This is a genomic window from Desulfoluna sp. HI9BLuna (genome assembly GCF_056829775.1).
The window spans coordinates 6,180,633-6,207,112 of the sequence record NZ_CP186555.1 but is presented as its reverse complement, the minus strand read 5'-3'; the positions used below and the strand labels follow the sequence as shown (position 1 = coordinate 6,207,112).

Genomic DNA, 26,480 nt, shown 5'->3' with positions numbered 1-26,480 from the left:
TGCGGGGCTTCGGGTAAACCACCCGGACCCATTGATAAAAAGTGCCGGGGGAGTGCTTGTAAAAAACATCCCGGTTACAAGGGGCTTGCGTCGGGCCAGATGTGGGACACCTCTGGGGTGATTGTATCGCAGGAAGAGCAAGACAGGGACGTTGCAGCTGCGATGGTGTTGACCCTGATCAACAAAACCATGATTTCATCATAAAGGGGCCATCTCCGTCTGTAAAGGTTTTTACCCCCTCGGATGGCAGGTTCGGTGCATGGCCTGGAGGTGGTCACCGGTGATATGGGTGTAAATCTGTGTGGTGGAGATGTCGGTGTGGCCGAGCATCACCTGCACCACCCGCAGGTCGGCCCCGCCCATGAGCAGGTGCGTGGCAAAGGAGTGGCGCAGGGTGTGGGGGCTGATTTTGCCCGAGAGCCCGGCCAGGGCCGTGTACTTGTTGAGCAGCTTCCAGAACCCCTGGCGGGTCATGGGTTTGCCTGCCCGGGCCACGAACAGGGTGCTGCTTGTGACATGCTTCAACAGCAGGGGGCGACCCGTTGTAAGATAGGCCCGCAGCTTGTCCACGGCGAAGCGGCCCATGGGCACAACGCGCTCTTTGGATCCTTTGCCGAACACCCGCACAAACCCGGCCTCCAGGTTGATGTCGTTGAGGCTGAGGTGGATAAGCTCCGAGACCCTCAGGCCCGCTGCATAGAGCAGCTCAATCATGGCGGCGTCCCGCATGCCCCTGGCCGACGAGGGATCCGGTGCCTCCAGGAGCTTTTTGACGTCGGACACGGAGAGGGTGTCGGGCAGCTTGAGGCCTGTTTTGGGAAACTCAATGAGGCTCGACGGGTCGCTGGCAAGGACTTTTTCCTCGGCAAGGAACCGGTAAAAGGAGCGGATGGAGACCAGGTGCCGGGCCCGCGACCGGGAGCCCAGGCCTTCGTCCCTCAAGCCGATCATGTGCTTTAAGATGGCGTAGGTGTCGTCTTCGGTGACATCGGCCATCCCGTTGTCCTCCATGAAGCCGGCATACCGGGTGAGGTCCGATGCATAGGCATCGATGCTCAGGTCCGCCAGACCGCGTTCCACGCGGAGGTGGGTCATGAACTGGTCGATGTGGTGGTTGAGAAGAGAGGGCATGGGAAAATCGGGCCATAGGAACGTCAGGTTATGGGTGATGGGGAGCCGGGGCAGGGGAAGGACTGACCCGGCGTGTGCGTGTTTTTACATGGTATCCGGGTTAGATGGCCACCACGTGATCGTGATAGTCCAGGGTGTTGAGGACTTCGGCGCCGTTTTCCGTGACAAGGACCATGTTTTCCAGGCGGATGCCGCCCCAGTCCGGCAGGTAGATGCCGGGCTCCACCGTCACCACCATCCCTGCCTTGAGGGTATGGTCTTTGAGGTAGCTCAGGCGGGGGGCTTCATGGATCTCCAGTCCCACCCCGTGACCCAGCCCGTGGCCAAAGCCGTCGGGGAAGGTCTTTTCGATGAAACCACGGGCCACGGCATCCACGGCCTTGCCGCTGGCTCCGTCGCAGATGGCGTCGATGGCAAGGGCCTGTGCCTCAAAAAGGGTGTCGAAGACCCGTTTGAAGGTATCGCAGGGGCTGCCCAGAACAACGGTTCGGGTGGAGTCGCTGCAGTATCCGTTGTACCGGGATCCCCAGTCGATGAGCAGGGGCTCACCCGGGGCCACCTTTCGGTCGCTGGGCACGGCATGGGGAAGGGCGGCGTTGGGGCCGGAGGCCACGATGGTGGGGAAGGAGAGGCCGTCGGCTCCGCGGCTCCTCATCTCTTTTTCCATCTCCCAGGCAATGGCCTTTTCGGTGAGGCCCGGGACCAGGCCTGCCTTCACCGCAGAAAAGGCGGCTTCCGCGATGGCCAGGGCCTCCCGCATGGTCTGTATCTCATCGGCGCTCTTGACGGCGCGCATGGGGGCGGTCATGTCTTCGTGGGCCACCAGCTCAGCGGAGGAACCACTTTTTTTCAGGGCATCTGCAAAGGCGTTGTAACGCCCCACGGAGACCCGGGTCTCTTCAAAGGCGACGCGGCGGGCGCCCACGCGGTCCAGGAGCTCGGGGAGGTCTTTGTCCAGGCCGGTTTTGTAGACATGGACGTCAAAAAGAGGGGCTTCGTGGATGGCATGGAGCTCAAAGCGGGAGTCCGTGGCCAGGATCAGGCCTTTGGGACCGATGAGAAGGGCACCGGCGGATTCGTCCACGCTGTTGTCCTCTCCGGTGAAGCCGCTTAAGTACCTCCGATTCTCTTCCTGCATGATCAGGCAGGCGTCGAAGCCATTCTGGCTCAATGTCTCTTGCAGCGCATCGAGCCGTTTCCGATAGATGTCGTTCACTGGGGTCTCCTTCGCATCTTGTACGTGGGTGTTGCCAACTGCATTCATGCAACCATACCACTGCCGGAAGGCCCGTGTCGAGGTCTACCAGCCGATGCAGCGAAAGCCCAGGACATTGGATGAAAACCGGGTGTCAAAGCTCTGGAGCTGTTGGCGGATGAGGCTTCGGTCGGAGAGGAAGCTGCCTCCCACCGCTGTTTTGACGGGTTCACCGCCCTTTTCCGGGATCTGGTCGCTGACCCATTCCAGGGCGTTGCCCATGAGGTCGTAGACCCCGAAGGGGCTGGCTCCCTTGGGGAAGGTGTCCACGGGAAGGGTTCCGCCTGCCCCGACCTCTTCGGTGTTGCAGAGGTGGCTTGCCCAGGCATCTCCCCAGGGGTAGGGGCTGTCGGATTTTCCCCCCATGGCCAGCCATTGGGCCAGGGTGGGGAGCCGTTTGCCGGACCAGGACGCAAAGGCCATGGCGTCTTCGTAGCTCACCTGGACCACGGGGTGGTGGGCGCTGGTGTGAACTGAGGACCGGGCACCGGAGGGCTTGTACCAGTTGGCCCCGCGGATGAGGCGCAAGCCCTTGCTCGTGGAGAGGCTGATTCTCCTGCCGCGGGATTGACGGGTGAGGCGCGGTTCGTACACGGCGCCGAACCCCCGCTCTTCGGCGGTGGTCTTGTAGCCGGTGCGACCGATAAACACCTCAAACAGGGCATTGGTGACTGGGTATTTGCCCGCAAGGAACTCTTCCAGATCGGCCAGGACCTCCTGGCCGGTCACCGGATCCAGGGCCGGATAGCGGCCGGACGGGATGTGGATGTAGCGGTTGTAGTACCGTTCGGATTCGTTGAGGAGGGCGTCGAACCGATCGGCGCGTTCCTGCATGGCATCGGGATCTTCGTCTGCGGCCCATGGGGGCGCGTCCTCATCGACCTCTTCAACCTCGTCATCGGAGATCTCTTCTAAGGCGTCATCTTCATCCACCTCTTCGATGTCATCATCAGAGATCTCCTCCAAGGGGTCGTCTTCATCGACTTCTTCGATCTCATCATCGGAGATCTCTTCCAATGCGTCGTCTTCGTCGACTTCTTCGATCTCATCATCGGAGATCTCTTCTAATGCGTCGTCTTCGTCGACCTCTTCGATGTCGTCATCGGAGATCTCCTCCAGGGCGTCGTCTTCATCGACCTCTTCGATCTCATCTTCAGGGATCTCCTCCAGGGTGTCGTCATCATCGAGGATGTCGAGTTCTTCGTCCTGCTCATCGGCAACCTCTTCAAGCTCGCCTTCAGGGATCTCTTCCAACTCCTCGTCATCATCGAGGATATCGATCTCTTCGTCGTCGGACTCGTCAATCTCTTCAACATCCTCATCGAGATCTTCATCGAGGAGTTCTTCGACCTCATCTTCCCCATCGAGGGTATCAAGCTCTTCCTCTTCGGTCTCGTCGATCTCTTCAAGATCGTCGTCGAGGATTTCTTCGACTTCATCTTCATCATCGAGGATATCGAGCTCTTCTTCTTCGGCTTCGTCAAGCTCTTCAATATCCTCATCGAGGATCTCCTCGACGTCATCTTCCTCTTCAAGGACCTCAATCTCTTCGTCGTCTTCCTCGTCGGCCTCTTCAAGCTCCTCTTCCGGGGGGGCCTCCGGGGTGTCCTCCTCAAAGTCGGGCAGGGCGCCGCCCTTTTCAAGGGCCTGTACCGCACGTTTCAATTTTTCCGCAAGGTTTTCAGTGCCGTCCAGGAGGGGGCCGCCTTTTTCAGCCATCTCGGCAAGGGCGTCCAGCAGGGCGCTCGCCTTTTCGATATCCGGGCTGTTGGCGTTGGTGAAGTGGTTGGCAAAGGGGGCGTACAGGGCCTCTTTGGCCTCCTGGGATACCACAAGGGCGTGGTCTGCTGAGATGGTGACCCCTTCGGGGTTGTTTCCATCCTTGAAGAGGCGGGAGAGATCCCGGTTGACGGAATTTCGGATGGTGCTGAGGTTTTTTCGCCTGGACTTGAGCTGTGCCGGGTCGTGGGTCTGCCAGATGGCCTGGACAAGAAGGTCGGAGTCCACGGGATCGGAGCTGTACCCGTTGTCCCGGCCTGCGTGGGAGAGGAGAACCTTGAGGTACGCCATATTCCGGGAGTGCCTGGAGTAGCCGAGGTGGTCGATGACCTCGTCCATGGCGTCCGATGAAAATGTGACGTTGTTGAAATCGTTTGAAGTCATGTGGTGCGTCTCGGCGCTGCTCCTGCTCCCTGATGAGTCCTGTTCGGCATGTCCTATCCCTGGACGAACCATAACCCAATCGGCCGCGGGTCACAATACCGGGGAGCCTGGAGGGTGCGCGGGCCCTGTTTTGCCTGCCGGGCGGTGCGGGCGTAACGCGGCTCCATGGGGGAGGTCATGGCGATGCCGGTTTCTTTTGCCGGTCAGGTATGCTATGTCTACGTGGGTAATTCCTGTTAATTATTTGTTTTTCTTGTTTCCACGCATCCAAAGCAAAGGCTCGTGCCATGTATCACACCATCGCACTGCTTAATCCACTGGGCGCCTCAGGCAAGACGACCCTGGCTGTTAACCTGGCGTTTTCTTACGCTCTCCTTGAGATGCGAACCCTTTTTGTGGACTGCACCTCGTCCGGTGCGGGGTCGCGGATGATGATGGAAGAGGAGCAAAGGCCGGTCTGGGGCGTTGCGGATGTGATCAGCGGAATTGTGGGGCTGCGGGGGGCTGTGGTCCCTGGCCGGACGCCTTATCTGGACGTGCTTCCCGCGTTGTCCGGTGAAAAAGAAGCGGAAAAATGGCTGGCCCTCAATCCGGAAAAAGAGAAGGTCCTGGCCTTGAGCCTTCGCAAGCCCGGGGAAGGGTATGATCGCGTAATCATTGATACCCCTTCGGGGAACGGCTTTTATGTGAAAAGCGCCCTGGCCGCCTCGGACCTGGCCCTGGTCCCCGTGTATCCGGGCTGGGACCAAAACTCGCAGCTCAAGGAGGCGCAGGATTGTGTCGATGAAGTACTAAAGTGTCTGAACCCGGACCTGAAAGGCCTTGGGTTCGTGTCGATGGGGTCTTCAGATCCGGACCCGGATGACGCCGGCAGGCAATTCGTAGGTCGACTGCCCGATTGCGATGCCGTTCGGAAAGGAATGGCAACCGATACTCCCGTTGCCCTCGTGGATGTGATGTCCCCCGGGGCCCAAGCGTTTCTGGATCTGGCCCGGGAGATGAGGGAAGCGGCGACAGTCCCATGATGGAGAGAATGTGATGTACCAGGCCGATTTGGATGGCAAGACGATGGCCGAAGAAGAAAAAGAGAAAAAGCTGGTTCCCGACGACGCCTTTCAAAAAGGCGAACGGGATTTGATGGACATTGTGACCGGCAGCCTTGACTGGGATGTCATCGAAAAGCTGCTGGAAGAGAAGTACGGGCTCTCACTTCAGGATGATATCGAGTTCAAAGAGGGGCACCTTACGGTCAAGGAAGACCGCATTGCCTATCAGATGGATTTTCAGGCTCGCATTACCCTCTCGTTGATGATCGGCCGGGATGGCCGCTGTGTGGATGTGGTGGCCGGCGTTGTCTCCCCGGATGATGCCTCCCAGGACACCGAATGAACCGGAACGGCTTGTGAGGCGGAGACTTCCCCGGGAACCCGAGGGCGGTCACCTATCATGATACCGTCAGCTTATGCAGTGAGTGTGATTGATGAATGTCGGTTTGAAAGATACCTTTGAATTCCATGTCCAGAAACGCTTGACCGGTGTGGACGGGTACACCCCTGTATGGCAACGCATCGGGCCCAGCATCGACGCCTTTGCCGTCCTTGTACTGGTCCATGCCGAAGAGGGATCCGGGTTTTCCCTTCAGGATGTGGTGGGGGAGGCCGTGGAGCTGGGGCTGATCACCGAAGGCCGGACCACGGAGGTGGTGGAGCTGCTGCGCCAGGAGGGTCTCCTTGCCGGTTCCGAAGAGGCTCCGGAGGTGGGCGAGGCCGCCCGGTTTCTTATGGCCGGTCTGGATGCCGCCTACCCCAAGATGCCCGGAATTGTTCTTCCCGCCTTTCTTGTGCAGATCCTTCAGGAGCTCCTGGACGGGCGCAACGATCTTGACAAAGCCTTGAACCAGGTGGACCAGACGCTTATGGGACGTGGCGCTGATGACGACGATGAATCGCCGCACAGGGAAGATCCTGCCGAAGCCGAAGCCCGGCGTGAGCGGTTCCTCAAGCGAATCGCCTCCATTCGAAAGCGGCTCACCGAGGAGAAGGGGAAAGCACTCAACGTTCAGGAGGTGACCCCCCAGGCAGCCAAGGGGGCTTTAAGAACCCTTGTGGTCTCTTCAGATGATCCGCCTCCCCGTGGGGCAGAGCCTGCGGAAGAGCCCAAAGCTCCCGAACCCGAGGTTCCGAAACCTTCCCAGGAGGAGATTCAGCGGGAGGCGTTTCTGGCCATTCAGCGTGAGAAGATGGAGCTGGAACGCCAGAAGAACGAACTCCTTCTCGAAAAAAAACGCCTTGAGGAGGAACGGCAGCGAAAGGGCGCGGCAGAGCTTGAAGGGGCCGACGAAGAGAAAAAGACCGTGGAGCACATGACCCACGGTGAAACCGACGAAGACATTGCCGCCGCCATCGCCCGTTTTGAAGAGAGCCTCTCTCTGGTGTGCCCCATCTGCAAGGTGGGAAAACTGGAAACCCGCTCCACGGAACACGGCAAGACCTTTTACCGTTGCGACAACAGGTCCTGCGGCTTTGTCACCTGGAAGCGGCCCTATCCTTTTGCCTGCCCCGTCTGCAAGAACCCGTTCCTTGTGGAAAACGATACCGGGGACGGCCTTGCCTGCCCGAGGTCCGTGTGTTCCTTCAAACAAGAGGGGCTGGAAGCACCTCAGGAAAAGGCGGCGGCACCTGCCGGTACCCGGCGTGTGCGCAAGGTCCGCCGCGTGGTGCGGAAAAAAAGATAACAGTATCCGGTGATGATCTGCATGAAGAATGCGGAGTAATCAACTGGAATGGTACAAAAACAGCCCCTTTTGCCGTAAGGCAAAAGGGGCTGTTTGTTTATGCTGTGATCGTTGAGCTGGCGGGTCGCTTTTTGAAAAAAGCTCCGCAAAAACATTTCCAATGGACCGTGCTTCGGCGGGGCCTCGAAATCATGACTTAAGACCTGTTTGTCAAACTTTTTAAAAGTTTGGCCCCCGGCAGGGCCGCCGGAGGCTTTTTTTAAGCTGAATGGTAGCGTTACGCTTTGGACTCCCCCAACACATGGGACTCCAGCACAAAGCAGGTAAAGGTCCCTTTAAAGACCTCCTCCACGCCCCGTCTCACGGTGACGGGCACCATACGTTTCTTTCCTTTCACCTCTTCCACCACGGCTTCTGCCGTAAGGATCTCCCCGACCCGGACAGGTTTCAGAAAACTGGTTTCCGCGGCTCCCAGGACAACATACGGATCATTGACGGCGCACATGGCCGCGTAATCCGCCATGCCGAAGACAAATCCTCCGTGGACAAGCTGCTGTGCGTCGGCGGCCATGTCTGAGGTGGTGGTGAGGGTCACAACGCAGCGTCCCTCTTCAAGGGCGGTGACCGTGCCGCACAGGTCGGTGTTGATGGCAAGGTGGGTGGTGCAGTTCATGGTGGCTCCTTTGGTTGTGGGACTGTGCCGGGGGCAATTGGGCCTTGCCGCCGGACGCTCTGGTCGTGTCATAGCCCGGATAGAATCGTTACATCTTTAATTCGGTTTTGGTTCGTGGTCAAGGCGTGATGGAGACCGTTTCTGCTGGCTACAGCGCATCTTTCTTGCCATGGGCTGAAAACCTCTGTATATATGACCACGTGGTCACTGACCGGGTGGTCATATACAGGGATGTAAATCGAAACAGGGGCTTGTGGTACCTCGGCCCTTCTGAAACCTCGCGGAAGAGGGGAATATGGATTTTATCGATTCAGCACTGGCTCCCGTATGGGACAAGGTAAAGGCAGGGCAGCGGTTGTCCTTTGACGACGGGATGGCGCTTTATGCGTCCCCGGATCTGCCCGCAGTGGGGCGCATGGCCGATTACGTGCGCAGGCAGCGCCACGGCAACATCGCCTATTACGTCTACAACCAGCACGTCAACTACACCAACGTCTGCTCCAACCGGTGCACCTTCTGCGCCTTTGCCACGGACGAAGGAACCAACAACGCCTACACGTGGAGCGTTGAAGAGGTCAAGGCCCGCCTCATGGAGCGCATGGATGAGCCCGTACGGGAGATCCACATGGTGGGCGGCCTTAACGAAAACCTGGATTTCGACTATTTTACCGGCCTGCTCAAGGCCATGGCCGAGGTGCGGCCCGAGGCCACCATCAAGGCCTTTACGGCGGTGGAGATCGATTACCTTTCCCGTCTTTCCGGCCTCTCCCTTGCTGAAACCGTGGCGGAACTCAAAGCCGCGGGACTTGCCATGATGCCCGGCGGCGGCGCAGAGGTGATGAGCGAGCGGGTCCACGATGAGCTGTTCCCCAAGAAGATCGGCAAAGACCGCTGGCTCGAAGTGATGGAGACGGTGCATGCCGCAGGCATCCCCACCAACGCCACCATGCTTTACGGCCACATCGAAACCCTGGAGGAGCGGGTGACTCACCTGATGACCCTTCGGGATCTCCAGGACCGTACCGGCGGGTTCTCTTCCTTTATTCCCCTGGCCTTTCATTCCAAGAACACCAAGCTCACCCACATTCCGCCCACCGGCGGGGTGGATGACCTGAAGAACGTGGCTGTTTCCCGACTGATGCTCGACAACTTCGATCACATCAAGGCCTATTGGGTGATGATCGGTGAGAAGCTGGCCCAGGTGGCCCTCTCCTTTGGGGCGGATGACCTGGATGGCACCATCATCGAAGAGCGGATTACCCATACAGCGGGTGCCACCTCTGCCAAGGGCCTCACCCGGACAGAGATGTCCGCCATGATCCGTGGGGCCGGGTTCGAGCCCGTGGAACGGGATTCCTTTTACAACCATATCTCTTAAGGGAGGCGACTTTTGGAAGCCCTATCGCACAAAATATCATCGGGTTATCGGGTAAGACCTGAAGAGCTGCTTGAGCTTTATGATCGCGCAACCCTGCCGGAACTCGGGGCCCTGGCCCATGCCGTGCGCCTGGCCAAGCACCCCGATCCTGACGTGACCTTTGTGGTGGACCGGAACATCAACTACACCAACGTCTGCACCTCAGAGTGCAAGTTCTGCGCGTTTTATTCCAAAGTGGGTGAAGACGGCGGGTACGTTCTCAGCCGGGAGTCGTTTCGGCAAAAGATCGAGGAGACCCTGGAGCTGGGCGGGACCCAGATCCTTCTCCAGGGCGGCATGAACCCAGCACTGACCCTGGACTGGTACGTGGACCTCCTCAGCTGGCTCACCACCACCTTTCCCATCCATGTCCACGGATTCTCACCCCCTGAGATCTCATGGCTCGCGGACCAGAGCGGGCTCTCCATTGCCGAGACGGTCAAGGCCCTCAAGGACGCAGGTCTCAAATCGATCCCCGGTGGCGGGGCAGAGATCCTCGTGGACGAAGTGCGCCGAAAAGTCTCCCCCAACAAATGCGGGGTGGACAATTGGCTGGAGGTGATGCGGCAGGCCCATCTTGCGGGCATGCGGTCCACGGCCACCATGATGTTCGGCCACCTGGAGACTCCGGCCCAGATCGTGGAGCACCTCACCCGGATTCGTGACCTTCAGGACGAGACCGGCGGGTTCACTGCGTTTATCCCCTGGACCTTTCAGCCGTCCAACACCGCCCTTGACGTGGAGAAAGCCACGGCCGACGCCTACCTGCGCGTTCTGGCCCTCTCCCGGATCTTTCTGGACAACGTGGATAACATCCAGGCCTCCTGGGTCACCCAGGGCGAGAAAATTGCCCAGGTGGCGCTCTTTTTCGGCGCCAACGACATGGGCTCCACCATGATCGAGGAGAACGTGGTCTCCGCCGCAGGCGTGGATCACATGCTGCCCAAAGATGAGCTGATCCGTGTGGTGGCCTCCGCCGGGTTCACCCCGGTGCAGCGGGACTGTTTTTACAACCACCTTGCGGTGTGTGCATGAGACGGGTGCACCGGGCAGCGTGGGTGGTGGTGGACGCCGACACCGTCCTGCCCCAGGGGTACCTGGTGGTGGAAGACGGGACCATTGTCTCCGTGGGCACCGGCAAGGGACCCAAGGGGATTGAGGTTGAAGAGCACGGAGACGCCGCCCTTGTTCCGGCTTTTGTCAACGCCCATACCCACCTGGAACTGTCAGCCCTTTCCGGCCGGGTGAAAAGCGACGCCGGGTTTGCCCCCTGGGTGAGGGACCTTCTGGCGGTTCGGGAGAGTATTCCCAGAAGTGAGCTGGTGGAGGCGGCGCAACAGGCGGTCCGTCATGCTGAGGCGGCAGGAACTCTCCTTTTTGGCGATATCTCGACGCTGGGCATTACAAGGCCCCTGTTCGACGAGGGAAGGGTCCAGGGCATCTGGTTTCAGGAGTATCTGGGCAACCCAAATCCCCTGGCCATGCCCCCGGGGGCTGAGGGGGCGCCCGGGGCGAGCCTTGCCGCCCATGCCCCCCACACCACGGCACCGAAAGCCATTCAGGCCATGAAGGTCCTTACCGCCCGGGCAGGCCGTCCGTTGAGCATTCATCTGGACGAATCCGACGCCGAGCGTGAGTTCCTCACCACCGGAAAGGGGGCCTGGGCCGATTTTCTCACGGAGCGGGGCATCGATTTCTCTTCATGGCCTCTGCCCGCAGACGACCCGGTCTCCTATCTCCTGGATTTGGGGGTGGTGGATACATCGACCCTTGTGGTTCATCTCCTGCAGACCAAGGCGCCCCAGTTCAGGCAACTGGCAGAGGCCGGTGCCACAGCTGTCTGCTGCGTGCGCAGCAACCATCTTCTCCATGGCCGAACGCCGGATATGGAGGCCATGGTTGGGGCCGGGCTTACCGTGGCCCTGGGCACCGACAGCCTGGCCAGTTGCGATAGCCTCTCCATCCTGGATGAGATGCGTGCCGTCGCCGCCGAGGCACCGGGGCTTGCCCCGGCCGAGATTTTCCGCATGGCAACAGAGCACGGGGCCAAAGCCCTGGGCTTAACGGGGCGCTTCGGGCGTCTTGCCCCCGGCTGCTCGGCCCGGTGCCTTGAAGTGACCCGGGTATCAACGCCGCAACCTTTTTCGTACGGCTGGTTTTTAGACGAGGACGTGGCTGTGCGGGTTCTGGAATGAAACCCAAGCGGAACGTTTTTGCGGCGCTTTTTTCAAAAAGCGACCCGCCGGAGGCAACGGAATAGTTTCCGTTTTTTAAGATTTTAACCAGAGAAGGCAGCGTCATGAGCAAGATTCCCATTGGACGTATCAGCTATATCAATGTATCCCCGGTTTACCATGGCATCGACCATGGGGACTGCCCGGCGTGGCTCTCCATGGTGACCGAGCCCCCGGCGACCCTCAACGCCATGCTCAGGGACGGGGAGGTGGTGATGAGCCCGGTCTCCTCCGTGGCCTATGCGCGCAACGCAGACCAGTGGCTTTTGTTGCCTGATCTTTCCATTGCATGTGACGGCAAGGTTCTGAGCGTGTTGTTTGTGTCGGATAAGCCCATGGAGTCCCTGGACGGGGACCGTGTGATGGTGACCGAGGAGTCGGCCACCTCGGTGGAGCTGTTGCGCATTCTCCTTCGGAAGAAAGGGGGCTGTCCGGTCATCGAACCGGGAAGGGTTCATGACCCTTCAGACCTTCCCGAAGGCGTGAAAGGAGCCCTGGTCATAGGGGATTCAGCCCTTCTTGCCGACTGGCACGGGCGGTTTCCATACGTCTATGACCTGGGAATGGAGTGGAAACAGATGACAGGCCTGCCCTTTGTTTTTGCAGTGTGGGCCATACGAAAGGATTTCTGTACCATGGCTCCGGCCGTGGTGGACCGTCTTGTGGAATTGTTTCACCGATCCCGTGCAGCCGGTCTCTCAGATTTGCATGGTATTGTAACGGATGCTCATGCAAAAACAGGCCTTTCCAGGGAGACCCTGACACGTTACTTCAACCACCTGGTGGTGAGCCTGGGGGATCAGGAGATCAAAGGTCTCTCCCTCTATTTTGAGCAACTCTACCGATACGGACTTCTTCCCAAGAAAGTCGTTCCTGCCTTTGCCTCTTCATTTGAAACCCTGCCTTCAAGGGAATTTCCCCATTCCATGCCCCACCATCGCGCCTTTGCGGTGTGATTGAATGGCGGTGCGCCCCTCGGAATCATTGCGAAATTACGGATATCTGTGATGCCAAGGGGTTGTGCTGCGGTGGTGGTTCTCGTTGCGTCAGTCGGTGCGGGGGCCGCACCCTACGTTTGGTATGGTAGGGTGCGCCGTGCGCACCGTTATCGCTTCAACCCTCGGAATCATTTCGAAATTGCGGATATCTGTGATGCCATGGGTGTTGTGCTGCGGTGGTGGTTCACGTTGCGTCAGTCGGTGCGGGGGCCGCACCCTACGTTTGGTATGGTAGGGTGCGCCGTGCGCACCGTTATCGCTTCGACCCCCGGAATCATTGCGAAATTACGGATATCTGTGATGCCATGGGGTGTTGTGCTGCGGTGGTGGTTCACGTTGCGTCAGTCGGTGCGGGGGCCGCACCCTACGTTTTGGTATGGTAGGGTGCGCCGTGCGCACCGTTATCGCTTCAACCCTCGGAATCATTTCGAAATTGCGGATATCTGTGATGCCATGGGGGTTGTGCTGCGGTGGTGGTCCTCGTTGCGTTAGGCGGTGCGGGGGCCGCACCCTACGTTTGGTATGGTAGGGTGCGCCGTGCGCACCGTTATCGCTTCGACCCTTGGAATCATTGCGAAATTATGGGTGCCTGCGATGCCAAGGGCGTGGCGTTCCCTATATGAACAAGGGCATGTCGGACCGGGGAATGAGCCCGCTTTTTTCTGCCCGGTCCATAAGGACTTCCACGGCGGCCACGCCTTCATCCCCAAGATCAATGGAGAAATTATTGACGTAGAGGTCGATGTGGTTCTGGGTGACTTCGTCGGATAGCTCCACGGCGTGGTTGCGGATGTAGTCGCGGGAGGCGTCGGGGTGGGCAAAGGCGTAGGTGACGCTTTGGGAAATGGCGGTTTCGATGCGGGTGATCTCGTCTTTGGGGAGGTCCCGGGCTGCGGCAATGCCGCCCAGGGGGATGGGGAGATCGGTTTCCCGCTCCCAGAAGGCTCCTAAATCGTCCACACAGGCAAGGCCGTGGTCGGCGTAGGTAAAGCGGCTTTCGTGGATGATAAGGCCCGCTTCGAACTCTCCTGAGGCCACCTTGGGCATGATGGTGTCAAAGACCATGGGGATGGCGTTGGGCGTTTGGCCGAGGTAGAGGCCCAGCAGGAGGTGGGCCGTGGTCATGAGGCCCGGCACCGCGATGGGAATTTCCCTTAAGCGCTTGGGATCGAACCCGGGCCTTGCCACGATGAGGGGGCCGCAGCCCCTGCCAAGGGCAGCGCCGCTGCGCAGGAGGGCGTAGCGGTGGCGCAGGTGGCCCAATGCCGCAAAGGAGAGCTTGGTGATGTCAAAGGTTCTCTCTGTGGCAAAGCCGTTCAAGGCCTCCACATCGTGGAGGTGCGTCTCAAAGGTTGTGTCTCCGGCCTTTACAAGTCCGTGGACAAGGGCATGGAAAATGAACGTGTCGTTGGGGCAGGTGGAGTATGCCAAGGTTCGATTCATTGCATGTGCCTGTGGGTCTGAATGTCGTTTGTGTTCTATGGCGTGATTCCGTGATCAGCTTTATGAAAATCGCCTCAGACAGGTCTCTATTATTTTAAAAAAAAAGGTAGCTTATCAGCTAAAAAAACAGCCTCCGGCGGCAAGGTGTGCCACCTTGAAAGCAGGTTGCGGATGCGTTTTGCCCCTCGTTCCTCGGGTCAAATCACATCCGCCTTTAAAGCAAAACTCACCCAAAAAGATTTTTTAAAACCTGTTTGTTAAACCCGCCTTTATAAAATCAGGCAAAGGTTTACCCCCCGGCAGGGCCGCCGGAGGCATAAGCTGAATAGTTACAAAAAAGGGAGCTCCTCAGCCACGGGTACGACCCGTCAGCAAATGTGAGGTCCCTGAGGAACGAAGGGACGGAGCATTTAGGGGATTTATCCCCTGCCCGCCGGAGGCGTTTTTGAGCTGAGTCGTTACATGGTTTCCTGCAACACCGCCATCAGGCACGCGCAGCTGTTTTCAAAGGCCAGGGGCAGGTTCCAGGCGTTTCGATTTCGCGGACCCACCAGATTGCTGGCCCCCCTGATTTCGAGGAAGGGGATGCCGTAGTGCAGGGCCACGTGGGCGGCTGCGGCTCCCTCCATGGATTCCATGACCGGGCAGTAGAGTTCAAACAGGCCCTTGGCCCGTGAGGCGGTGGTCGTGATGGTGGAAGCGCTCACAAAGGAGCCTTTGTGGAGCTGAAAGCCCGAAATTCCCTGTGTGCGTATGGCGGCCATGGCATCCCCGGCGAGTTCCCGGTCGAGGAGGAAGCGGTGCCTGTACTCTTTGCCGTTTATTTCCATGAGGGGAAAGGGCAGGGGAGAGATGTGCACGCTTTTTTCCTCGGTGTTGGGTTCCAGGCCCATGTGGACGTCGATCTCTTCGGTGGCCACGGCCACATCCCCCACCGAGATTCCCGCGCTGGCAAACCCTCCGGCGCATCCCACCTGGACAATGAGGGAGGGAGAGAGGCGTTCTATGGCGGCGGTTAGGCCCTGGGCGGTGTTCACGGCCCCGGGGCCTGCCTCAAGGGCAATGAGTTTTTTTGTGCCCACGGTAGCAGCCATGGCGGTGCGACCGGCAATCTCCATGCGGTTCGGATTGTCGAGGCGGGCCAGCATGGGGGCGAGTTCTGCGCGGACAGCGGAGAGGACAAGGACGGTATTCATGGTGTCACCCCGGTAAGGAGGCTGGCGCACAGGGTTTGGATCCGCTGCTCCAGCTCGGTGTCATCGGCGTCGTGAATGCCCAGGCCGCCGTCCATGTGGGGCAGGGTCAGGGCCTGGAGGAATCGGTCCATGGCCGCGTCCATGATAAAACAGGCGGCCTCGATGTTCACTCCGTCCCGGAGTTCGCCTTTGTCCCGGGCTGTTTCGAGGAGAGAGCGGAGGTACTCCAGGCTGTAGCGCCGGATGGAGGTGAGGATCTCGGAGCGGAAGGGGATCTCTTTTTCAGCCAGGGTTCTCACATAGAGTCGGTAGATCACCGGGTGTTTTCGGGTGAACCCGACCCCGGCCTTTAAGGTTTCTTCCAGGCGAATTCTTAAGGGCGCGTCGGCGGTGGCGTCCCGGACGTCCTTTAAGTAGCTCTTCACCTTTTCCACGGACTGCCCGAAAATAAAAAGGAAAAGTCCTTTTTTATCTCCGAAATATTGGAAGATGGAGCCCTTGGCAATGCCGACCCTGGAGACGATGGCGTTGATGCTCGCGCTTCGGTATCCGTTGTCGGAAAATTCATCGGCGGCTGCATCTTCGATGCGGCGTTTTTTTTCATCGGGCAGGTTCAGGAAGGTCTGGTTGGGTTCCATTCAGGTATGCCTTGTCACTTCTTGTCCCGGATCATGTCCAGGACGGCTTTTAAGGCCATGGTGTATCCCCTGGCGCCGAAACCGGCGATGATCCCGTCTGCCACTCCCGAGACGTAGGAGTGGTGGCGGAAGGGTTCCCGCTTGTGGATGTTGGAGAGGTGGATCTCCACAATGGGGCAGGAGAGCATGGCCAGGGCGTCCCGGATGGCCACGCTGGTATGGGTGTAGGCCGCCGGGTTGATGATGAGCCCGCTGACGCGCCCGTAAGCCTCCTGGATGCGGTCCACGATCTCCCCTTCGGCGTTGGACTGAAAGCTCTCCACGTCCGCCCCGAGTGAGGCACCCAGGGTGTTGAGTTCCCGGTCGATGTCGGCAAGGGTGGTGGTGCCGTAGATCTCAGGTTCTCTTCGTCCCAGCATGTTGAGGTTGGGGCCGTGGATGACGTCGATGACCATGGGCTTCACAAGGGGCCTCCCTTTTGGATGGCGACGGCCGAAGCCGCCGCACGTTGTGTGGTTCGGGCAGACCGCCGCGGGGCGGTGCCTTTAGTTGGATGCTTCATCGATCTCTTTTTCGAGAAAGGAGATGGTCTCTTCGTAGCTTTCGCTGCCGAAGATGGCGGAGCCCGCCACAAAGGAGTCCACACCGGCCTCTGCGATGGCGCGGACAGTTTTCTTGTTTACCCCGCCGTCGATCTGGATGAGGGTGGACAGGCCCCGGTCTTTGATCATTTTTTTGATCTCCCGAACCTTATCGAGGCTGTTCTCGATGAAGGACTGGCCGCCGAACCCGGGGTTCACGCTCATGACCAGGACAAAATCGAGCTCGTCTAATACCCACTTGATGGCGCTCACCGGTGTGGCCGGGTTCAGGGCCACCCCTGCTTTGGCACCCAGGGACTTGATGAGCTGGATGGAGCGGTTCAGGTGGGTGCACGCCTCGGCGTGGACGGAGATCCAGTCGGCACCTGCCTTGACGAAGTCAGGGATGAGAAGGTCCGGCTTTTCGATCATGAGGTGGACGTCCAGAGGAAGGTCCGTCACTTTTTTTGAGGCCTCCACAATGATGGGGCCGTAGGTGAGGTTGGGCACGAAGTGGCCGTCCATGACGTCGATGTGGATCCAGCCGGCTCCGGCAGCCTCAACCGCCTTGATTTCGTCTCCGAGTTTTGAAAAGTCTGCCGACAATATGGAAGGTGCAATGATGGACATGAATAACATCCTGATATTTCATGGGGTTGATAAAATAAAGAATTGTTGCTTTTTTATCCCGAACAGCCTTGAAAATCAATCGCCTTAATCAAAAAAACGTGTCTCTTTGAGATGGCCGTTCTCATACAGGAAGAGGGTTGCGCGTTCAAAGGTGGGCACAAGGACCCAGAGCTCTTCTCCGGGAAGGGCCTCCCGGTCCAGGATGGTGTCGGTGTGACGGTCCCCAACCAGCTGGATCTTGACCCGTTTTTTCAGGAACCCTTCGTCCATGCGCCAGGTAAAGAGGCGGGAGCCTGTGGCGCCTGTTCTGATGGATTCATCATCGGGACGCGGGGACCGGTTGATGGTGATGTCTACGGTTTGGCCCCGGGTCACCTTGAAACCTGGCTTCGGGAATTGGTCGAGAACGCTGTTGCGTTCGGCGGTGTCCGACGGCGTGGAGGTGATGGTGCCCACTTTGAGGTCCATGGTCTCGATGCGCTCCAAAGCAACATCCAGGGGGCTGGCGGTGAGGTCTGCCATCATCATGGCCTTGGGCTCTTTGCCGTTGCTCAGCAAAAGGTCCACCTTGTCTCCCCGGGTCACCAGGGCACCGGGAGCCGGCACGTGGGCGATGACCGCCCCTTTTTCCACCTCCGGGTGGTAGAGGGTGGAGGTGGCTCCGAACTCAAGACCCATTGCCGTAAGCTGGATCCTGGCCTCGGCTAGGGCAAGGTGTTTGAAGGAGGGCATGGCCACCAGTTGCGGGCCCTTGGAGAAGACGATCCGCACGTCCCGGCCCCGTTTGATGCGGGTACCGGGCTCCGGGTCCTGGAATATGACGCGGTTTCTGGGGATGCGGGGGGAAAATTCCGAACCCTTGACCTTGGTGTTGAGTTCCATGGTGGAGAGGGTCTCCAGGACGTAGATAACGTCACGCCCCACCAGGTCGGGGACCACCACGCTCTTTTCGTTTCCGATGATGTAGGTCAGGGTCACAAAGGAGGTGATCCCGGCGGCTGCGACAAAGAGAATGAAGAGAGAGAAGAACTTGAGAAGACCCTTGAACATGATGATTCCCCGATGTGTATCCGGCATGTGAGGTGCCGGCAAAAAGATACTGCTTTTAAAATATTACTTTTCTTCCCGCACCATGCGAGCCGCAAAGAAGCCGTCCATACCGTTTTTGTGGGGCAGGGGGGCCACATACCCTTCGGGGGTGATGAAGGCCTCGGCCCCTTGGGGGGCGGCGTCAAAGGGTTTCATCATACGAAAATCCGTGTGTTTTTCAAGGAAGGCCTCCACCACGGCCCCGTTTTCTTCGGGTTCCATGGAGCAGACCGCGTAAACCAGGGTACCGCCTGGGCGCACGCACCGGGCCGCTGCCGAGAGAATGGCTTTTTGCTTTTTTGTGTGCCGGGTGGCGTTGCGCTTGAAGTATTTCCATTTGGTGTCCGGGTTTCGACGGATGACCCCGAGGCCGGAGCAGGGGGCGTCCACGAGGACGGCGTCAAATCCGCCTCCGATGATATCGGGGCTCTCGCGGGTGAGGTCGCAGGCGTGGGTGGTGATGTTGGTGATACCGAGGCGTGCCATCTCACGGGCCAGGCTTTTGAGTTTGTAGGCCTCCACATCCATGGAGACCAGCTCCCCCTGGTTTTCCATCACCTGGGCCAGGTGGCCGGATTTACCGCCCACCCCCGCACAGACATCCAGAACCCGTGAGCCGGGCTTTGGGTTCACCATCAGGGCGATGAGCTGTGCGGCTTCGTCCTGGACCTGGAAAAGCCCCTCCTTGAATGCGTCCATCTCAAAGATGGGTGTTTTGGGCGAGGTAAAGGAGAGGCCCAAAGGGGATGCCGGGGTGGGGGAAAGGGTCTCCACCTGGGGGGCAAGGCGCTCGGAGAGCTCCTCCCGGGTTGTTTTGAGGGTGTTGGTGCGCACGGTGATGGGGGCAATGTCGTTGGAGGCCCGGCATAGGGCTGCTGTCTCTTCAAGGCCCATGCGGGCAATCCATTTTTCCACCAGCCACTGGGGCATGGAGGTGGTGACGGCCAGTTTCTTTTCCGGGGCGAGTTCCTCCAGGGACGGTTCGTCCGGGTTTCTGAGGCAGGTGCGCAGCAGGGCGTTGACAAACCCTCCGGACGATTCAGACGCGTGGACCTTGGCCATCTCCACGGCGGTGTTCACGGCTGCGGATTCAGGGATCCTGTCCATGAACCGGAGCTGGAACAGGGCGATGCGCAGGATGGTGAGGATTTTTTTATCGATCCTGGCGATGCCCTTGGTCGCAAAGTGGTCGATGGTGTAGTCCAGCTGCCCCCTGTGTCGAAGCACCCCGTAAACAAGGGCGTTGGCAAGGCCCATTTCCCGCCGGTCCAGCTCGACCTTGCCGGTGATGCGGTCCATCACAGAGTCTAAGGTGGCGTCGGCGTTTTTATCAAAGGTGGTGAGTATCTCAAAGGCCAGGCTTCGGGCGTCTTGGGTCATGGATTGTCCTGCTTTTAAAAGTGATTGAAAAAAATATGTTTTTTTGGGGTGACCCGAACAGGGTGCACCGAGTGCACCCTACGGGCTGGCTCACTGGAACGGTGGCATACCTTGGTTTTCAGCCCATCAAAAACGCCGCCCATGATTCCATCGGCGGCGCTTGATGTATACTGACGCAATATGGATATGCGCTTTTCAGCGCCCCATGCGGGCACCCGGTTCAATGGGGTTGCCGCGGAGGAAGGCTTCGGCTGGCATGCGCTTGCCGTTGGCTCCCTGGAGTTCCACGATGCGCAGGAGCCCTTCGCCGGTGGACACCACCAGTTCGGAGCCGCTGGTCACCACGGTGCCGGGTACGGCGGTGGCGGTCGTCTCCAGGGGCTGGGTTTTGTGGATACGCAACCGCTTTTCATCCAGAAAGGTGAAGGCGCCGGGCCAGGGGGTCATGCCGCGCAGGCGGCAGTCGATGATACGGGCCGGGGCGTTCCAGTCGATCTCCCCTTCGGCTTTGGAGAGCATGGCGGCGTGGGTGGCTGCCTCGTTGTCCTGGGGCACGGGCACCACACTGCCGTCCAGAAGGCCGGGAAGGGTCTTGACGATAAGCTCGCCCCCCAGCTCGGAGAGACGGTCGTGGAGGGTGGCTGCCGTGTCCTCGGGGCCGATGGGAGTCTCCACGGTGAGGAGCATGTCGCCGGTGTCCATGCCGCGGTCCATGACCATGGTGGTGACGCCGGTGACGGCATCACCGTTCATGACGGCCCGCTGAATGGGGGCGGATCCCCTGTATCTGGGCAGCAGCGAGCCGTGGATGTTCACCGGGCATACCTTAGGCACATCCAGGAGGCGCTGGTTGAGGATCTGGCCGAAGGCCACCACCACAAAAAAGTCCGGAGCGATCTCTTCGGCCAGGCGGATGAATTCGTCGGATTTCACGGTCTCCGGCTGTTCCACCCGGTATCCCATGGCCTGGGCATAGGCCTTCACCGGGGTGGGCTCCAGCTTTCGGCCTCGGCCTTTGGGCCGGTCGGGCTGGCTCACCACCAGGGCAATCTCAAAGAGTCCGCTTTCGTGAAGGGCCTTCAAGGCGTTGACGGCAAAGTCGGGGGTCCCCATAAAAATGATGGAGGGTTTGCTCATGTCTTAGCGGCCTTTCATCCATTTTTTGACTTTGCGCTTGTACATCTCCCGCTTCAGGGCGCTGATGCGGTTGATGAAAAGGACGCCTTTGAGGTGATCGATTTCGTGCTGAAGTACCACAGCGGGAAAGCCCTCTTCGTTGAGCTCCATGGGGTTGCCGTCCACATCCAGGGCCGTGACTTTCACGCGGTTGAACCGTTTGACCGTGGCGCGGAATTCAGGCACGGACAGGCACCCTTCATCCTCGGAGATGAACTCTCCGTCGGCTTCGACGATTTCGGGGTTGATCAGGGCCATGTAGCTGTTCTCCTGGCCCTCTTCCGTGGTGTTGATGACGATGAGCTGCTTGCTGACGCCCACCTGCACGGCGGCCAGGCCTGCGCCGGGAGCCTCGAACATGGTATCGGCCATGTCTTCGATGAGGGTTTTCAGGGTCTCGTCGATGTCGGTAATTTTTTCTGAAGGCTGGGCAAGGCTCTTGTCCGGGTACGTTACGATGTCAAGTATGGTCATGGTTCATAAACCTTTGTGTGTCAGTGTGTTCAAAAACGGTCAAAACGACCGGCAATGGGCCGTATGACCATTTTGCAGAGTATCACGTCTTGATGGGCCGAACAACAGGTGTTTTAGACAGCAGGGAGGGTAACGGGCAGTGTTCCCGTTGAAAACAGGACTGGTCCCTGTCTGGGCTTGCCTTGCCGTGGAAATTGGGATAACCACTACTTTTTTAGCTGTTGATGAAATGATATTGAAAATGAGGCGTCAGCTCCGGTTTCCCGTGGAGCGGGTGGGTGGCCCCTCTGGGAGTCTCAATCAAATATAGGCAAGGGGCGTGGTGTGGAAGATCGGAAAACACGATGGCTTGGGATCATGTGTGCGTTGGGCGCCACGGCTCTCTGGGCAGGGAACTTTATCGTTGCCCGCGGGTTTCACCACAGCCTTCCTCCGGTGACCCTGGCCTTCTGGCGTTGGGTCATCGCCGTTGCGGTGCTGCTGCCCTTTGCCCTGCCGCATCTTGTGAGGGAGAGAGCACGGATAAAGGCACACGCAGGCTATCTTTTTCTCACCGCTTTTTCAGGGGTGACCCTGTTCAACACCCTTGTTTATGTGGCCGGGCACGCCACAACCGCCTTGAACCTGTCCCTGATCGCCATGGTCTCCCCATTGTTTATCGTGATCCTGGCCTGGCTGTTTCTGGGGGAGGCAATGCACGGGGCAAAGGTGGCGGGTACCCTGATGGCGTTTTTCGGAGTGCTGTTGCTTCTTACGGGCGGTTCACCGGGTGTGCTCCTTGAGCTGCGTTTCAACAGCGGAGATCTTCTGATGGTGGTGGCGGCCCTGATTTTCGCCTTTTATTCTCTGCTGGTGAAACAAAAGCCCCCGGGCCTTTCCATGATGACCTTTCTCGGGGCCACCTTTTGCCTGGGGCTGATCATGCTGGTTCCCGCATATCTCTGGGAACGGGGGCTCTCCCTGGCTCCCCTGATGCCCCTGGCCTCCATGGGGGTGCTGCTCTACTTAGGTGTCTGTGCCGCCGTGGCCGCGTTTGCCCTGTGGAATCGGGCCATCATGCTCATCGGCCCGGGGCGTACCGCTGTCTGTTATTATCTCCTGCCCCTGTTCAGCGGGGTGGAGGCCATGATCTTTTTAGGGGAACCCATCGGCTGGGTTCATCTGGCCAGCGCCGGGTTTATTCTGTCCGGTGTGGCGCTTTCAAGCCGGTCGTCCGGTTAAAACTGTTTCTGGTGGCCCTGCCGCGATCTAAATAAAACGGAGCGCCGCACTCCGGTGCGGCTTTTTAGTCCGTCGTTACCCGTGCCGCACAGGAGTGCGGCGCTCCAGGGGCCAAGGGGTCTCGGGCGGGTAATGTAAAAGGCTGGCGGTCCAAACGATGATCAAAGCGCATTTGCAACCTGCTTTCAAGGTGGCACACCTTGCCGCCGGAGGCATGTTTTGGTTTTTTTGCAATCTGACTGAATAAGGAGGCTCGGCCCATGCAGGTCCATGCATCAAATGAATCGGTATATCCTTCGACCATGGGCGGTCTGGCCGTGGAGGAAGGGTACGTCACGGGCCTCATCGGTCGGATTACCTCCCTTGAAGCGTCGTTTTACCGTGAACGCTGGCAGCTTGGTCGGCGTTTCGAAGGGGTGATTGCCACCGGGCTTTCCGAATTTTTCAATCGGTATGAGGCCGGGGTGGACGCTTTTTTCCGGGTGATGCAGTATACAGAGAGTCCGGGCTGCCCCATGCCTCTCTGTGATACCGTCATGGGCTCCCTTGCCGTGGACCGTTCGGGCCGAGAAAAGCCCGGTGAGGTGGCGCTCCGCTGGTTTTTCCTTCACCCGTCCCTGCACGGGCACGGCCTTGGAAAGACCCTGATGGCAAGGGCCGTGGGGTTTGCCAGGGAGACCGGCGCCCGTGAGATGGTGGTGGAGACCTTTGAAGGCCTTGAAGCTGCCTGCGCAATTTACGAGTCGTCCGGGTTTGTCCTTGAGTCGAGGTGGGAGGGTGTCCAGTGGGGGCGGCCCCTGCCCGAGAGACGGTATCGGCTGGTGTTGTAATGCCAGTCATTGGGCCGGGCCCGGTTGCATGTTAACGTTTGATATGATTTTAGCGCCCCGTTTCGGAGCGTTTGAATATAATCCTTAATATAGATCGTACAAAAACACAGGAGCACCCTATGCTGTTGAACATATCCAAAGAAGAATACCGCCTGCTGGTGGAGATGATCCAGGTGGCCGATTACGTGATGCACTCCCACGAGCTTGAGCCCTCGGAAGAGACTGCGGATTACCGCGAGCTGCGCAAGAAGATCTTCTCCCATTACAAAAAGATGGGCCTGGAGTCCCTTTTTACCTTCAGCGAGAAGCACAACGATTACATTGAGACCGAAGACTCCCTGGCCGAGAGCCGTCACATGGCCATCATGGAAAACTTCGTGGAAAACGAGTTCTGGGCACAGCTTTCCCAGCGCCTGGGCATGCGTGATCTTTTTGAGGAAGAGGAAGACGAAGAGAAGCTCAAGGAGATGGGCTCAGAGGTCCTCATGGAGAAACTCGGGGAGATGAGCGCCAAATACGACACCGAGTTCGAGGCCCACGGCCTGGAGCGCATCGTTATCAAAGAGGATTGATCGAAAGAGTCGTTCGGTTAAAGACACAGCCGGATAACCAGGGCTCTTGGTTATCCGGTCTGCTGGTGTGGTTCCACCTTGCAAAGGATTCTTCATGAAACAACCAACGATGGTGGCTGTGATTCTGATGGCGTCTCTCCTGCTTGCCCCGGGCTGCGTCAACCATGTGATTCATACCCACGAAAGCGTCTCCCGGGATACCACCTGGATCCGTGTGGAAGAGGCAAAAAAACCTTTTGTGGTGAGCGATATCGTGGGGGGCGAGCACATCACACGGTACCGCATCCTGGGTTTTGAAGGGGAGAGGTATCTCATCACCGGCCGAGGAGAAGATCTCTACATGAGCGTTGATCCCGGCACCTCCGCCAGGCTGACCTCAACCCGGGACGACGACACCTGCATCGTTGAGGTTCTCTCCCTGGACGCCCTGATCACCATCGAACTCTCCGCCCACCCCGTGAGCGACTACACCCTTGAGATACACAGGATAGAGGGAGGGGACATGTCCCCTTGATAGGTATGGCCCGTGGGGCCTCGGCCTATCACCTATCACCTATCACCTATCACCTATCACCTGTTTTTCCTGCTTTTCCATCCCCATCACCTCCACCTGCCAATTCTCTCCCTTATACGTCATCTTCAGCTTACCCGTTCCTTCATTGGTCATGCCGCAGGCTTCGTAGCATGTTTTTGCTGCGGTGTTGAAGTTGAAGACGTAGAGCTGCATGCGGCGAAATCCTTTGGTTTCAAACCCCCGCTTCAGGGCTGCCCGGACCATGGCCGAGCCCGTTCCCCGGCCCCGGCTTTGGGGGGAAACCATGATGAGGCTGAGGTGGCCGGTGCGGCCCAGGCTGTCGATGCGCTTCAGGCTGAAGACCCCCACCATGTCCCCGGAATCTTGGTCTGTGGCCTTCATGAACTCCCGGTGGGGGGTGTCTGTGCGGCAGATGCTCAGGAAATCTTCGAAGTCATTCCGGGTCAGGGGGTAGGGGAAGGTGTTGGCCGACCAGACGGCCTGTGTCCGTTCATCGGTGATCCAGGAGGCCAGGGTGGTGTAATCTTCCGGCTCGAACGGGGCCAGTTCCAGGTGCTGCGGAGGCATTTCGGTTCTCCTTAAAAATAGAAGGGAATGGTAAACCCTATGGCATATATCCAGCTGTCGAGTTCGCTGCCCTTGCTTGTGACGTTGTATCGCGCCGAGAGGGTGAGCAGGCCGGAGCCCGGGATCCTTATGTGGAGGCCCACCTCCGGGTAGATGGAGGCCAGGGTATCTGAGATGGACGTTTTTGTTTCACCCTCTTCGTCCACGTCACCGTCCATGTTGTTGTCGATCTCATCGTCTTCGGCTTCCTCTTCCTCCTGGGTAAACCCGAGAAAGCTTCCCACGCCGATGAAGGGGGTGACGGAAGACTCAAAGGGGTTGTGCCGATGAAAGCGAGCTCCGAGGGTGAACCCTACAAAATAGTCGTCAAAGGAGGAGGAGCCGAAGGTTGCGATCCCGGCAAGGAAGGCTGTGTGATCTCCGTAAAGGGAGAGTCCGCCGCCGCCTCCGCCAAAGCTTGGGTTGCGGTTTCCCGCGAGTTCCACAAAGGCTGTGTTGGGTTCGTCGGATTCCATGGCAACGCTGCGCTGTGTTGCGGGGGGCAGCGTGATTCCCAACAACAGAACAAGGGCAAGGCTGTAAAAACGGGATCTGTTCATGCAAACCTTCCTGTGATGTGTGGGGATATCTTTTTCGGGAAACGCAGGTTATCTTTACCACGGCTGAGCCAGCCGGAGAACCATAAAGATAAAGAGGTGAGGGGGGTAAAACAAAAAAAGCCCATGCAGGTGAATGCAAGGGCTTTTGTTTTTTATCTGGTGCCGAAGGGGAGACTCGAACTCCCACGAGATTGCTCTCACTAGTCCCTGAAACTAGCGCGTCTACCAATTCCACCACTTCGGCGATTTGTGAGAAGACTTATAGCAGCGCTTTGCCCGTGGATCAAGGCTTTTCATGGGTTTTTCGTATTTTTCTGACACCCGGAAAAGGGGTGGTTCGGGGAACATGTGCTATGGCGGATACTTCCGTCTGCGGTGCCCCTTTTTTGAGCCTTGATTCCGGGTTTCGGGCGCTAAAAAACAAAAAAGCCCCTGCATGATCATGCAAGGGCTTTTACTTTTTAACTGGTGCCGAAGGGGAGACTCGAACTCCCACGAGATTGCTCTCACTAGTCCCTGAAACTAGCGCGTCTACCAATTCCACCACTTCGGCGATTTGTGAAAAGACTTATAGCAGCGCTTTGCCCGTGGATCAAGGCTTTTCATGGGTTTTACATATTTTTTTGACACCCGGAAAAGGGACGGTCCGGGAACGTGTGAAATGGCGGATACTTCCGGCTTCGGGTGTCTCTTATTGGGTCTTGATTCCGGGTTTCGAGCGCTCAAAACAAAAAAGCCCCGGCACGATCATGCAAGGGCTTTTGCTTTTTAACTGGTGCCGAAGGGGAGACTCGAACTCCCACGAGATTGCTCTCACTAGTCCCTGAAACTAGCGCGTCTACCAATTCCACCACTTCGGCGATTTGTGAAAAGACTTATAGCAGCGCTTTGCCCGCCAATCAAGGCTTTTCACGTTTTTTTGTCATTTAAATTGTCAGGCAAAA

The 26,480-nt window shown here is 58.5% G+C and carries 26 protein-coding genes and 3 tRNA genes; 11 read left to right on the top strand and 18 right to left on the bottom strand.

Annotation, left to right across the window (positions count from 1 at the left end; genetic code table 11):
* Positions 1-231: 231 nt before the first annotated feature.
* The 3 genes from xerD to ACOYW0_RS25250 all read right to left on the bottom strand — a co-directional run bounded on the left by xerD (position 232) and on the right by ACOYW0_RS25250 (position 4,549).
* A complete protein-coding gene (xerD, locus tag ACOYW0_RS25260; protein ID WP_482416458.1) occupies positions 232-1,131 on the bottom strand; it encodes a site-specific tyrosine recombinase XerD in 900 nt (299 codons plus the stop codon).
* A gap of 100 nt (positions 1,132-1,231) precedes the next feature.
* Positions 1,232-2,347 carry a M24 family metallopeptidase gene (locus ACOYW0_RS25255; protein ID WP_180146482.1) on the bottom strand — a complete coding sequence of 372 codons (1,116 nt, stop codon included), beginning with the start codon at positions 2,345-2,347 and terminating at the stop codon, positions 1,232-1,234.
* An 84-nt stretch (positions 2,348-2,431) separates the two neighbouring features.
* The gene (locus tag ACOYW0_RS25250; RefSeq protein ID WP_482416457.1) at positions 2,432-4,549 is read right to left on the bottom strand and encodes an SUMF1/EgtB/PvdO family nonheme iron enzyme; all 2,118 of its coding nucleotides are present in this window, start codon (positions 4,547-4,549) and stop codon (positions 2,432-2,434) included.
* Positions 4,550-4,836: 287 nt separating this feature from the next.
* On the opposite strand from ACOYW0_RS25250, the gene ACOYW0_RS25245 reads away from it, so the two are divergent.
* From ACOYW0_RS25245 to ACOYW0_RS25235, 3 genes are all read left to right on the top strand, one after another.
* Positions 4,837-5,574, top strand: coding sequence for a ParA family protein (locus tag ACOYW0_RS25245; protein WP_482416456.1), 738 nt, complete (start codon positions 4,837-4,839; stop codon positions 5,572-5,574).
* Between the two features lie 13 nt (positions 5,575-5,587).
* Complete coding sequence (locus ACOYW0_RS25240; RefSeq protein ID WP_482416455.1) at positions 5,588-5,938, top strand: hypothetical protein; 351 nt, start codon at positions 5,588-5,590, stop codon at positions 5,936-5,938.
* Between the two features lie 91 nt (positions 5,939-6,029).
* A complete protein-coding gene (locus ACOYW0_RS25235) occupies positions 6,030-7,283 on the top strand; it encodes a hypothetical protein (protein ID WP_482416454.1) in 1,254 nt (417 codons plus the stop codon).
* A gap of 277 nt (positions 7,284-7,560) precedes the next feature.
* On the opposite strand, the gene ACOYW0_RS25230 is transcribed toward ACOYW0_RS25235, so the two are convergent.
* On the bottom strand, positions 7,561-7,956 hold the full coding sequence (locus tag ACOYW0_RS25230) for a hotdog domain-containing protein (protein ID WP_482416453.1): 396 nt from the start codon (positions 7,954-7,956) through the stop codon (positions 7,561-7,563).
* Between the two features lie 295 nt (positions 7,957-8,251).
* On the opposite strand from ACOYW0_RS25230, the gene mqnE reads away from it, so the two are divergent.
* The 4 genes from mqnE to ACOYW0_RS25210 all read left to right on the top strand — a co-directional run bounded on the left by mqnE (position 8,252) and on the right by ACOYW0_RS25210 (position 12,563).
* The gene (gene mqnE, locus ACOYW0_RS25225) at positions 8,252-9,334 is read left to right on the top strand and encodes an aminofutalosine synthase MqnE (protein ID WP_180146500.1); all 1,083 of its coding nucleotides are present in this window, start codon (positions 8,252-8,254) and stop codon (positions 9,332-9,334) included.
* A gap of 12 nt (positions 9,335-9,346) precedes the next feature.
* A complete protein-coding gene (gene mqnC / locus ACOYW0_RS25220; protein ID WP_482416452.1) occupies positions 9,347-10,408 on the top strand; it encodes a cyclic dehypoxanthinyl futalosine synthase in 1,062 nt (353 codons plus the stop codon).
* Entirely contained in the window at positions 10,405-11,568 is a 1,164-nt protein-coding gene (locus ACOYW0_RS25215) for an amidohydrolase family protein (protein WP_482416451.1), read from the top strand. The genes mqnC and ACOYW0_RS25215 overlap by 4 nt, the downstream gene beginning before the upstream one ends.
* Positions 11,569-11,672: 104 nt before the next feature.
* Positions 11,673-12,563 carry a menaquinone biosynthetic enzyme MqnA/MqnD family protein gene (locus ACOYW0_RS25210; protein WP_482416450.1) on the top strand — a complete coding sequence of 297 codons (891 nt, stop codon included), beginning with the start codon at positions 11,673-11,675 and terminating at the stop codon, positions 12,561-12,563.
* 657 nt (positions 12,564-13,220) lie between these two features.
* Here ACOYW0_RS25210 and ACOYW0_RS25205 read toward each other — a convergent pair.
* From ACOYW0_RS25205 to def, 9 genes are all read right to left on the bottom strand, one after another.
* The gene (locus tag ACOYW0_RS25205) at positions 13,221-14,048 is read right to left on the bottom strand and encodes a 1,4-dihydroxy-6-naphtoate synthase (protein ID WP_482416449.1); all 828 of its coding nucleotides are present in this window, start codon (positions 14,046-14,048) and stop codon (positions 13,221-13,223) included.
* A 458-nt stretch (positions 14,049-14,506) separates the two neighbouring features.
* Positions 14,507-15,244, bottom strand: coding sequence for a futalosine hydrolase (mqnB, locus tag ACOYW0_RS25200; protein ID WP_482416448.1), 738 nt, complete (start codon positions 15,242-15,244; stop codon positions 14,507-14,509).
* On the bottom strand, positions 15,241-15,882 hold the full coding sequence (locus ACOYW0_RS25195) for a TetR/AcrR family transcriptional regulator (RefSeq protein ID WP_180146518.1): 642 nt from the start codon (positions 15,880-15,882) through the stop codon (positions 15,241-15,243). The genes mqnB and ACOYW0_RS25195 overlap by 4 nt, the downstream gene beginning before the upstream one ends.
* 14 nt (positions 15,883-15,896) lie before the next feature.
* On the bottom strand, positions 15,897-16,337 hold the full coding sequence (gene aroQ, locus ACOYW0_RS25190; protein WP_482418863.1) for a type II 3-dehydroquinate dehydratase: 441 nt from the start codon (positions 16,335-16,337) through the stop codon (positions 15,897-15,899).
* A gap of 90 nt (positions 16,338-16,427) precedes the next feature.
* Positions 16,428-17,093, bottom strand: a complete 666-nt coding sequence (gene rpe, locus ACOYW0_RS25185) for a ribulose-phosphate 3-epimerase (protein WP_482416447.1) — start codon at positions 17,091-17,093, stop codon at positions 16,428-16,430.
* An 84-nt stretch (positions 17,094-17,177) separates the two neighbouring features.
* Positions 17,178-18,143: a PASTA domain-containing protein gene (locus ACOYW0_RS25180; protein WP_180146524.1), complete on the bottom strand. Its 966-nt coding sequence runs from the start codon at positions 18,141-18,143 to the stop codon at positions 17,178-17,180.
* Between the two features lie 63 nt (positions 18,144-18,206).
* Complete coding sequence (gene rsmB, locus ACOYW0_RS25175) at positions 18,207-19,562, bottom strand: 16S rRNA (cytosine(967)-C(5))-methyltransferase RsmB (RefSeq protein ID WP_482416446.1); 1,356 nt, start codon at positions 19,560-19,562, stop codon at positions 18,207-18,209.
* Positions 19,563-19,757: 195 nt separating this feature from the next.
* Positions 19,758-20,699 (bottom strand): methionyl-tRNA formyltransferase, encoded by a 942-nt coding sequence (gene fmt, locus ACOYW0_RS25170; RefSeq protein WP_482416445.1) that lies wholly within the window; start codon positions 20,697-20,699, stop codon positions 19,758-19,760.
* Between the two features lie 3 nt (positions 20,700-20,702).
* Entirely contained in the window at positions 20,703-21,212 is a 510-nt protein-coding gene (def, locus tag ACOYW0_RS25165; protein WP_180146533.1) for a peptide deformylase, read from the bottom strand.
* 324 nt (positions 21,213-21,536) lie between these two features.
* Here def and ACOYW0_RS25160 point away from each other — a divergent pair, with 324 nt between their 5' ends.
* The 4 genes from ACOYW0_RS25160 to ACOYW0_RS25145 all read left to right on the top strand — a co-directional run bounded on the left by ACOYW0_RS25160 (position 21,537) and on the right by ACOYW0_RS25145 (position 24,349).
* Positions 21,537-22,433 carry a DMT family transporter gene (locus ACOYW0_RS25160; protein WP_482416444.1) on the top strand — a complete coding sequence of 299 codons (897 nt, stop codon included), beginning with the start codon at positions 21,537-21,539 and terminating at the stop codon, positions 22,431-22,433.
* Between the two features lie 260 nt (positions 22,434-22,693).
* Positions 22,694-23,263 carry a GNAT family N-acetyltransferase gene (locus ACOYW0_RS25155; protein WP_482416443.1) on the top strand — a complete coding sequence of 190 codons (570 nt, stop codon included), beginning with the start codon at positions 22,694-22,696 and terminating at the stop codon, positions 23,261-23,263.
* A gap of 119 nt (positions 23,264-23,382) precedes the next feature.
* Entirely contained in the window at positions 23,383-23,835 is a 453-nt protein-coding gene (locus ACOYW0_RS25150) for a hypothetical protein (RefSeq protein WP_482416442.1), read from the top strand.
* A 94-nt stretch (positions 23,836-23,929) separates the two neighbouring features.
* A complete protein-coding gene (locus ACOYW0_RS25145) occupies positions 23,930-24,349 on the top strand; it encodes a hypothetical protein (RefSeq protein ID WP_482416441.1) in 420 nt (139 codons plus the stop codon).
* A 42-nt stretch (positions 24,350-24,391) separates the two neighbouring features.
* Here the strand turns inward: ACOYW0_RS25145 and ACOYW0_RS25140 are convergent, their stop codons facing one another.
* The 5 genes from ACOYW0_RS25140 to ACOYW0_RS25120 form a co-directional block, all read right to left on the bottom strand.
* Positions 24,392-24,937, bottom strand: a complete 546-nt coding sequence (locus ACOYW0_RS25140) for a GNAT family N-acetyltransferase (protein WP_482416440.1) — start codon at positions 24,935-24,937, stop codon at positions 24,392-24,394.
* A gap of 11 nt (positions 24,938-24,948) precedes the next feature.
* The gene (locus ACOYW0_RS25135; protein ID WP_482416439.1) at positions 24,949-25,536 is read right to left on the bottom strand and encodes a hypothetical protein; all 588 of its coding nucleotides are present in this window, start codon (positions 25,534-25,536) and stop codon (positions 24,949-24,951) included.
* A 157-nt stretch (positions 25,537-25,693) separates the two neighbouring features.
* A tRNA-Leu gene (locus ACOYW0_RS25130) sits at positions 25,694-25,780 on the bottom strand.
* Between the two features lie 222 nt (positions 25,781-26,002).
* A tRNA-Leu gene (locus ACOYW0_RS25125) sits at positions 26,003-26,089 on the bottom strand.
* A 220-nt stretch (positions 26,090-26,309) separates the two neighbouring features.
* A tRNA-Leu gene (locus ACOYW0_RS25120) sits at positions 26,310-26,396 on the bottom strand.
* Positions 26,397-26,480: the final 84 nt, after the last annotated feature.

What these genes read in the sequence shown, in the direction of transcription:
- xerD (WP_482416458.1), bottom strand. Translation starts at nt 1,131, where the DNA reads ATGCCCTCTCTTCTCAACCACCACATCGACCAGTTCATGACCCACCTC.
- ACOYW0_RS25250 (WP_482416457.1), bottom strand. Translation starts at nt 4,549, where the DNA reads ATGACTTCAAACGATTTCAACAACGTCACATTTTCATCGGACGCCATG.
- ACOYW0_RS25245 (WP_482416456.1), top strand. Translation starts at nt 4,837, where the DNA reads ATGTATCACACCATCGCACTGCTTAATCCACTGGGCGCCTCAGGCAAG.
- ACOYW0_RS25240 (WP_482416455.1), top strand. Translation starts at nt 5,588, where the DNA reads ATGTACCAGGCCGATTTGGATGGCAAGACGATGGCCGAAGAAGAAAAA.
- ACOYW0_RS25235 (WP_482416454.1), top strand. Translation starts at nt 6,030, where the DNA reads ATGAATGTCGGTTTGAAAGATACCTTTGAATTCCATGTCCAGAAACGC.
- ACOYW0_RS25230 (WP_482416453.1), bottom strand. Translation starts at nt 7,956, where the DNA reads ATGAACTGCACCACCCACCTTGCCATCAACACCGACCTGTGCGGCACG.
- mqnE (WP_180146500.1), top strand. Translation starts at nt 8,252, where the DNA reads ATGGATTTTATCGATTCAGCACTGGCTCCCGTATGGGACAAGGTAAAG.
- ACOYW0_RS25215 (WP_482416451.1), top strand. Translation starts at nt 10,405, where the DNA reads ATGAGACGGGTGCACCGGGCAGCGTGGGTGGTGGTGGACGCCGACACC.
- ACOYW0_RS25210 (WP_482416450.1), top strand. Translation starts at nt 11,673, where the DNA reads ATGAGCAAGATTCCCATTGGACGTATCAGCTATATCAATGTATCCCCG.
- ACOYW0_RS25205 (WP_482416449.1), bottom strand. Translation starts at nt 14,048, where the DNA reads ATGAATCGAACCTTGGCATACTCCACCTGCCCCAACGACACGTTCATT.
- mqnB (WP_482416448.1), bottom strand. Translation starts at nt 15,244, where the DNA reads ATGAATACCGTCCTTGTCCTCTCCGCTGTCCGCGCAGAACTCGCCCCC.
- ACOYW0_RS25195 (WP_180146518.1), bottom strand. Translation starts at nt 15,882, where the DNA reads ATGGAACCCAACCAGACCTTCCTGAACCTGCCCGATGAAAAAAAACGC.
- aroQ (WP_482418863.1), bottom strand. Translation starts at nt 16,337, where the DNA reads ATGGTCATCGACGTCATCCACGGCCCCAACCTCAACATGCTGGGACGA.
- rpe (WP_482416447.1), bottom strand. Translation starts at nt 17,093, where the DNA reads ATGTCCATCATTGCACCTTCCATATTGTCGGCAGACTTTTCAAAACTC.
- ACOYW0_RS25180 (WP_180146524.1), bottom strand. Translation starts at nt 18,143, where the DNA reads ATGTTCAAGGGTCTTCTCAAGTTCTTCTCTCTCTTCATTCTCTTTGTC.
- rsmB (WP_482416446.1), bottom strand. Translation starts at nt 19,562, where the DNA reads ATGACCCAAGACGCCCGAAGCCTGGCCTTTGAGATACTCACCACCTTT.
- fmt (WP_482416445.1), bottom strand. Translation starts at nt 20,699, where the DNA reads ATGAGCAAACCCTCCATCATTTTTATGGGGACCCCCGACTTTGCCGTC.
- def (WP_180146533.1), bottom strand. Translation starts at nt 21,212, where the DNA reads ATGACCATACTTGACATCGTAACGTACCCGGACAAGAGCCTTGCCCAG.
- ACOYW0_RS25155 (WP_482416443.1), top strand. Translation starts at nt 22,694, where the DNA reads ATGCAGGTCCATGCATCAAATGAATCGGTATATCCTTCGACCATGGGC.
- ACOYW0_RS25150 (WP_482416442.1), top strand. Translation starts at nt 23,383, where the DNA reads ATGCTGTTGAACATATCCAAAGAAGAATACCGCCTGCTGGTGGAGATG.
- ACOYW0_RS25145 (WP_482416441.1), top strand. Translation starts at nt 23,930, where the DNA reads ATGAAACAACCAACGATGGTGGCTGTGATTCTGATGGCGTCTCTCCTG.
- ACOYW0_RS25140 (WP_482416440.1), bottom strand. Translation starts at nt 24,937, where the DNA reads ATGCCTCCGCAGCACCTGGAACTGGCCCCGTTCGAGCCGGAAGATTAC.
- ACOYW0_RS25135 (WP_482416439.1), bottom strand. Translation starts at nt 25,536, where the DNA reads ATGAACAGATCCCGTTTTTACAGCCTTGCCCTTGTTCTGTTGTTGGGA.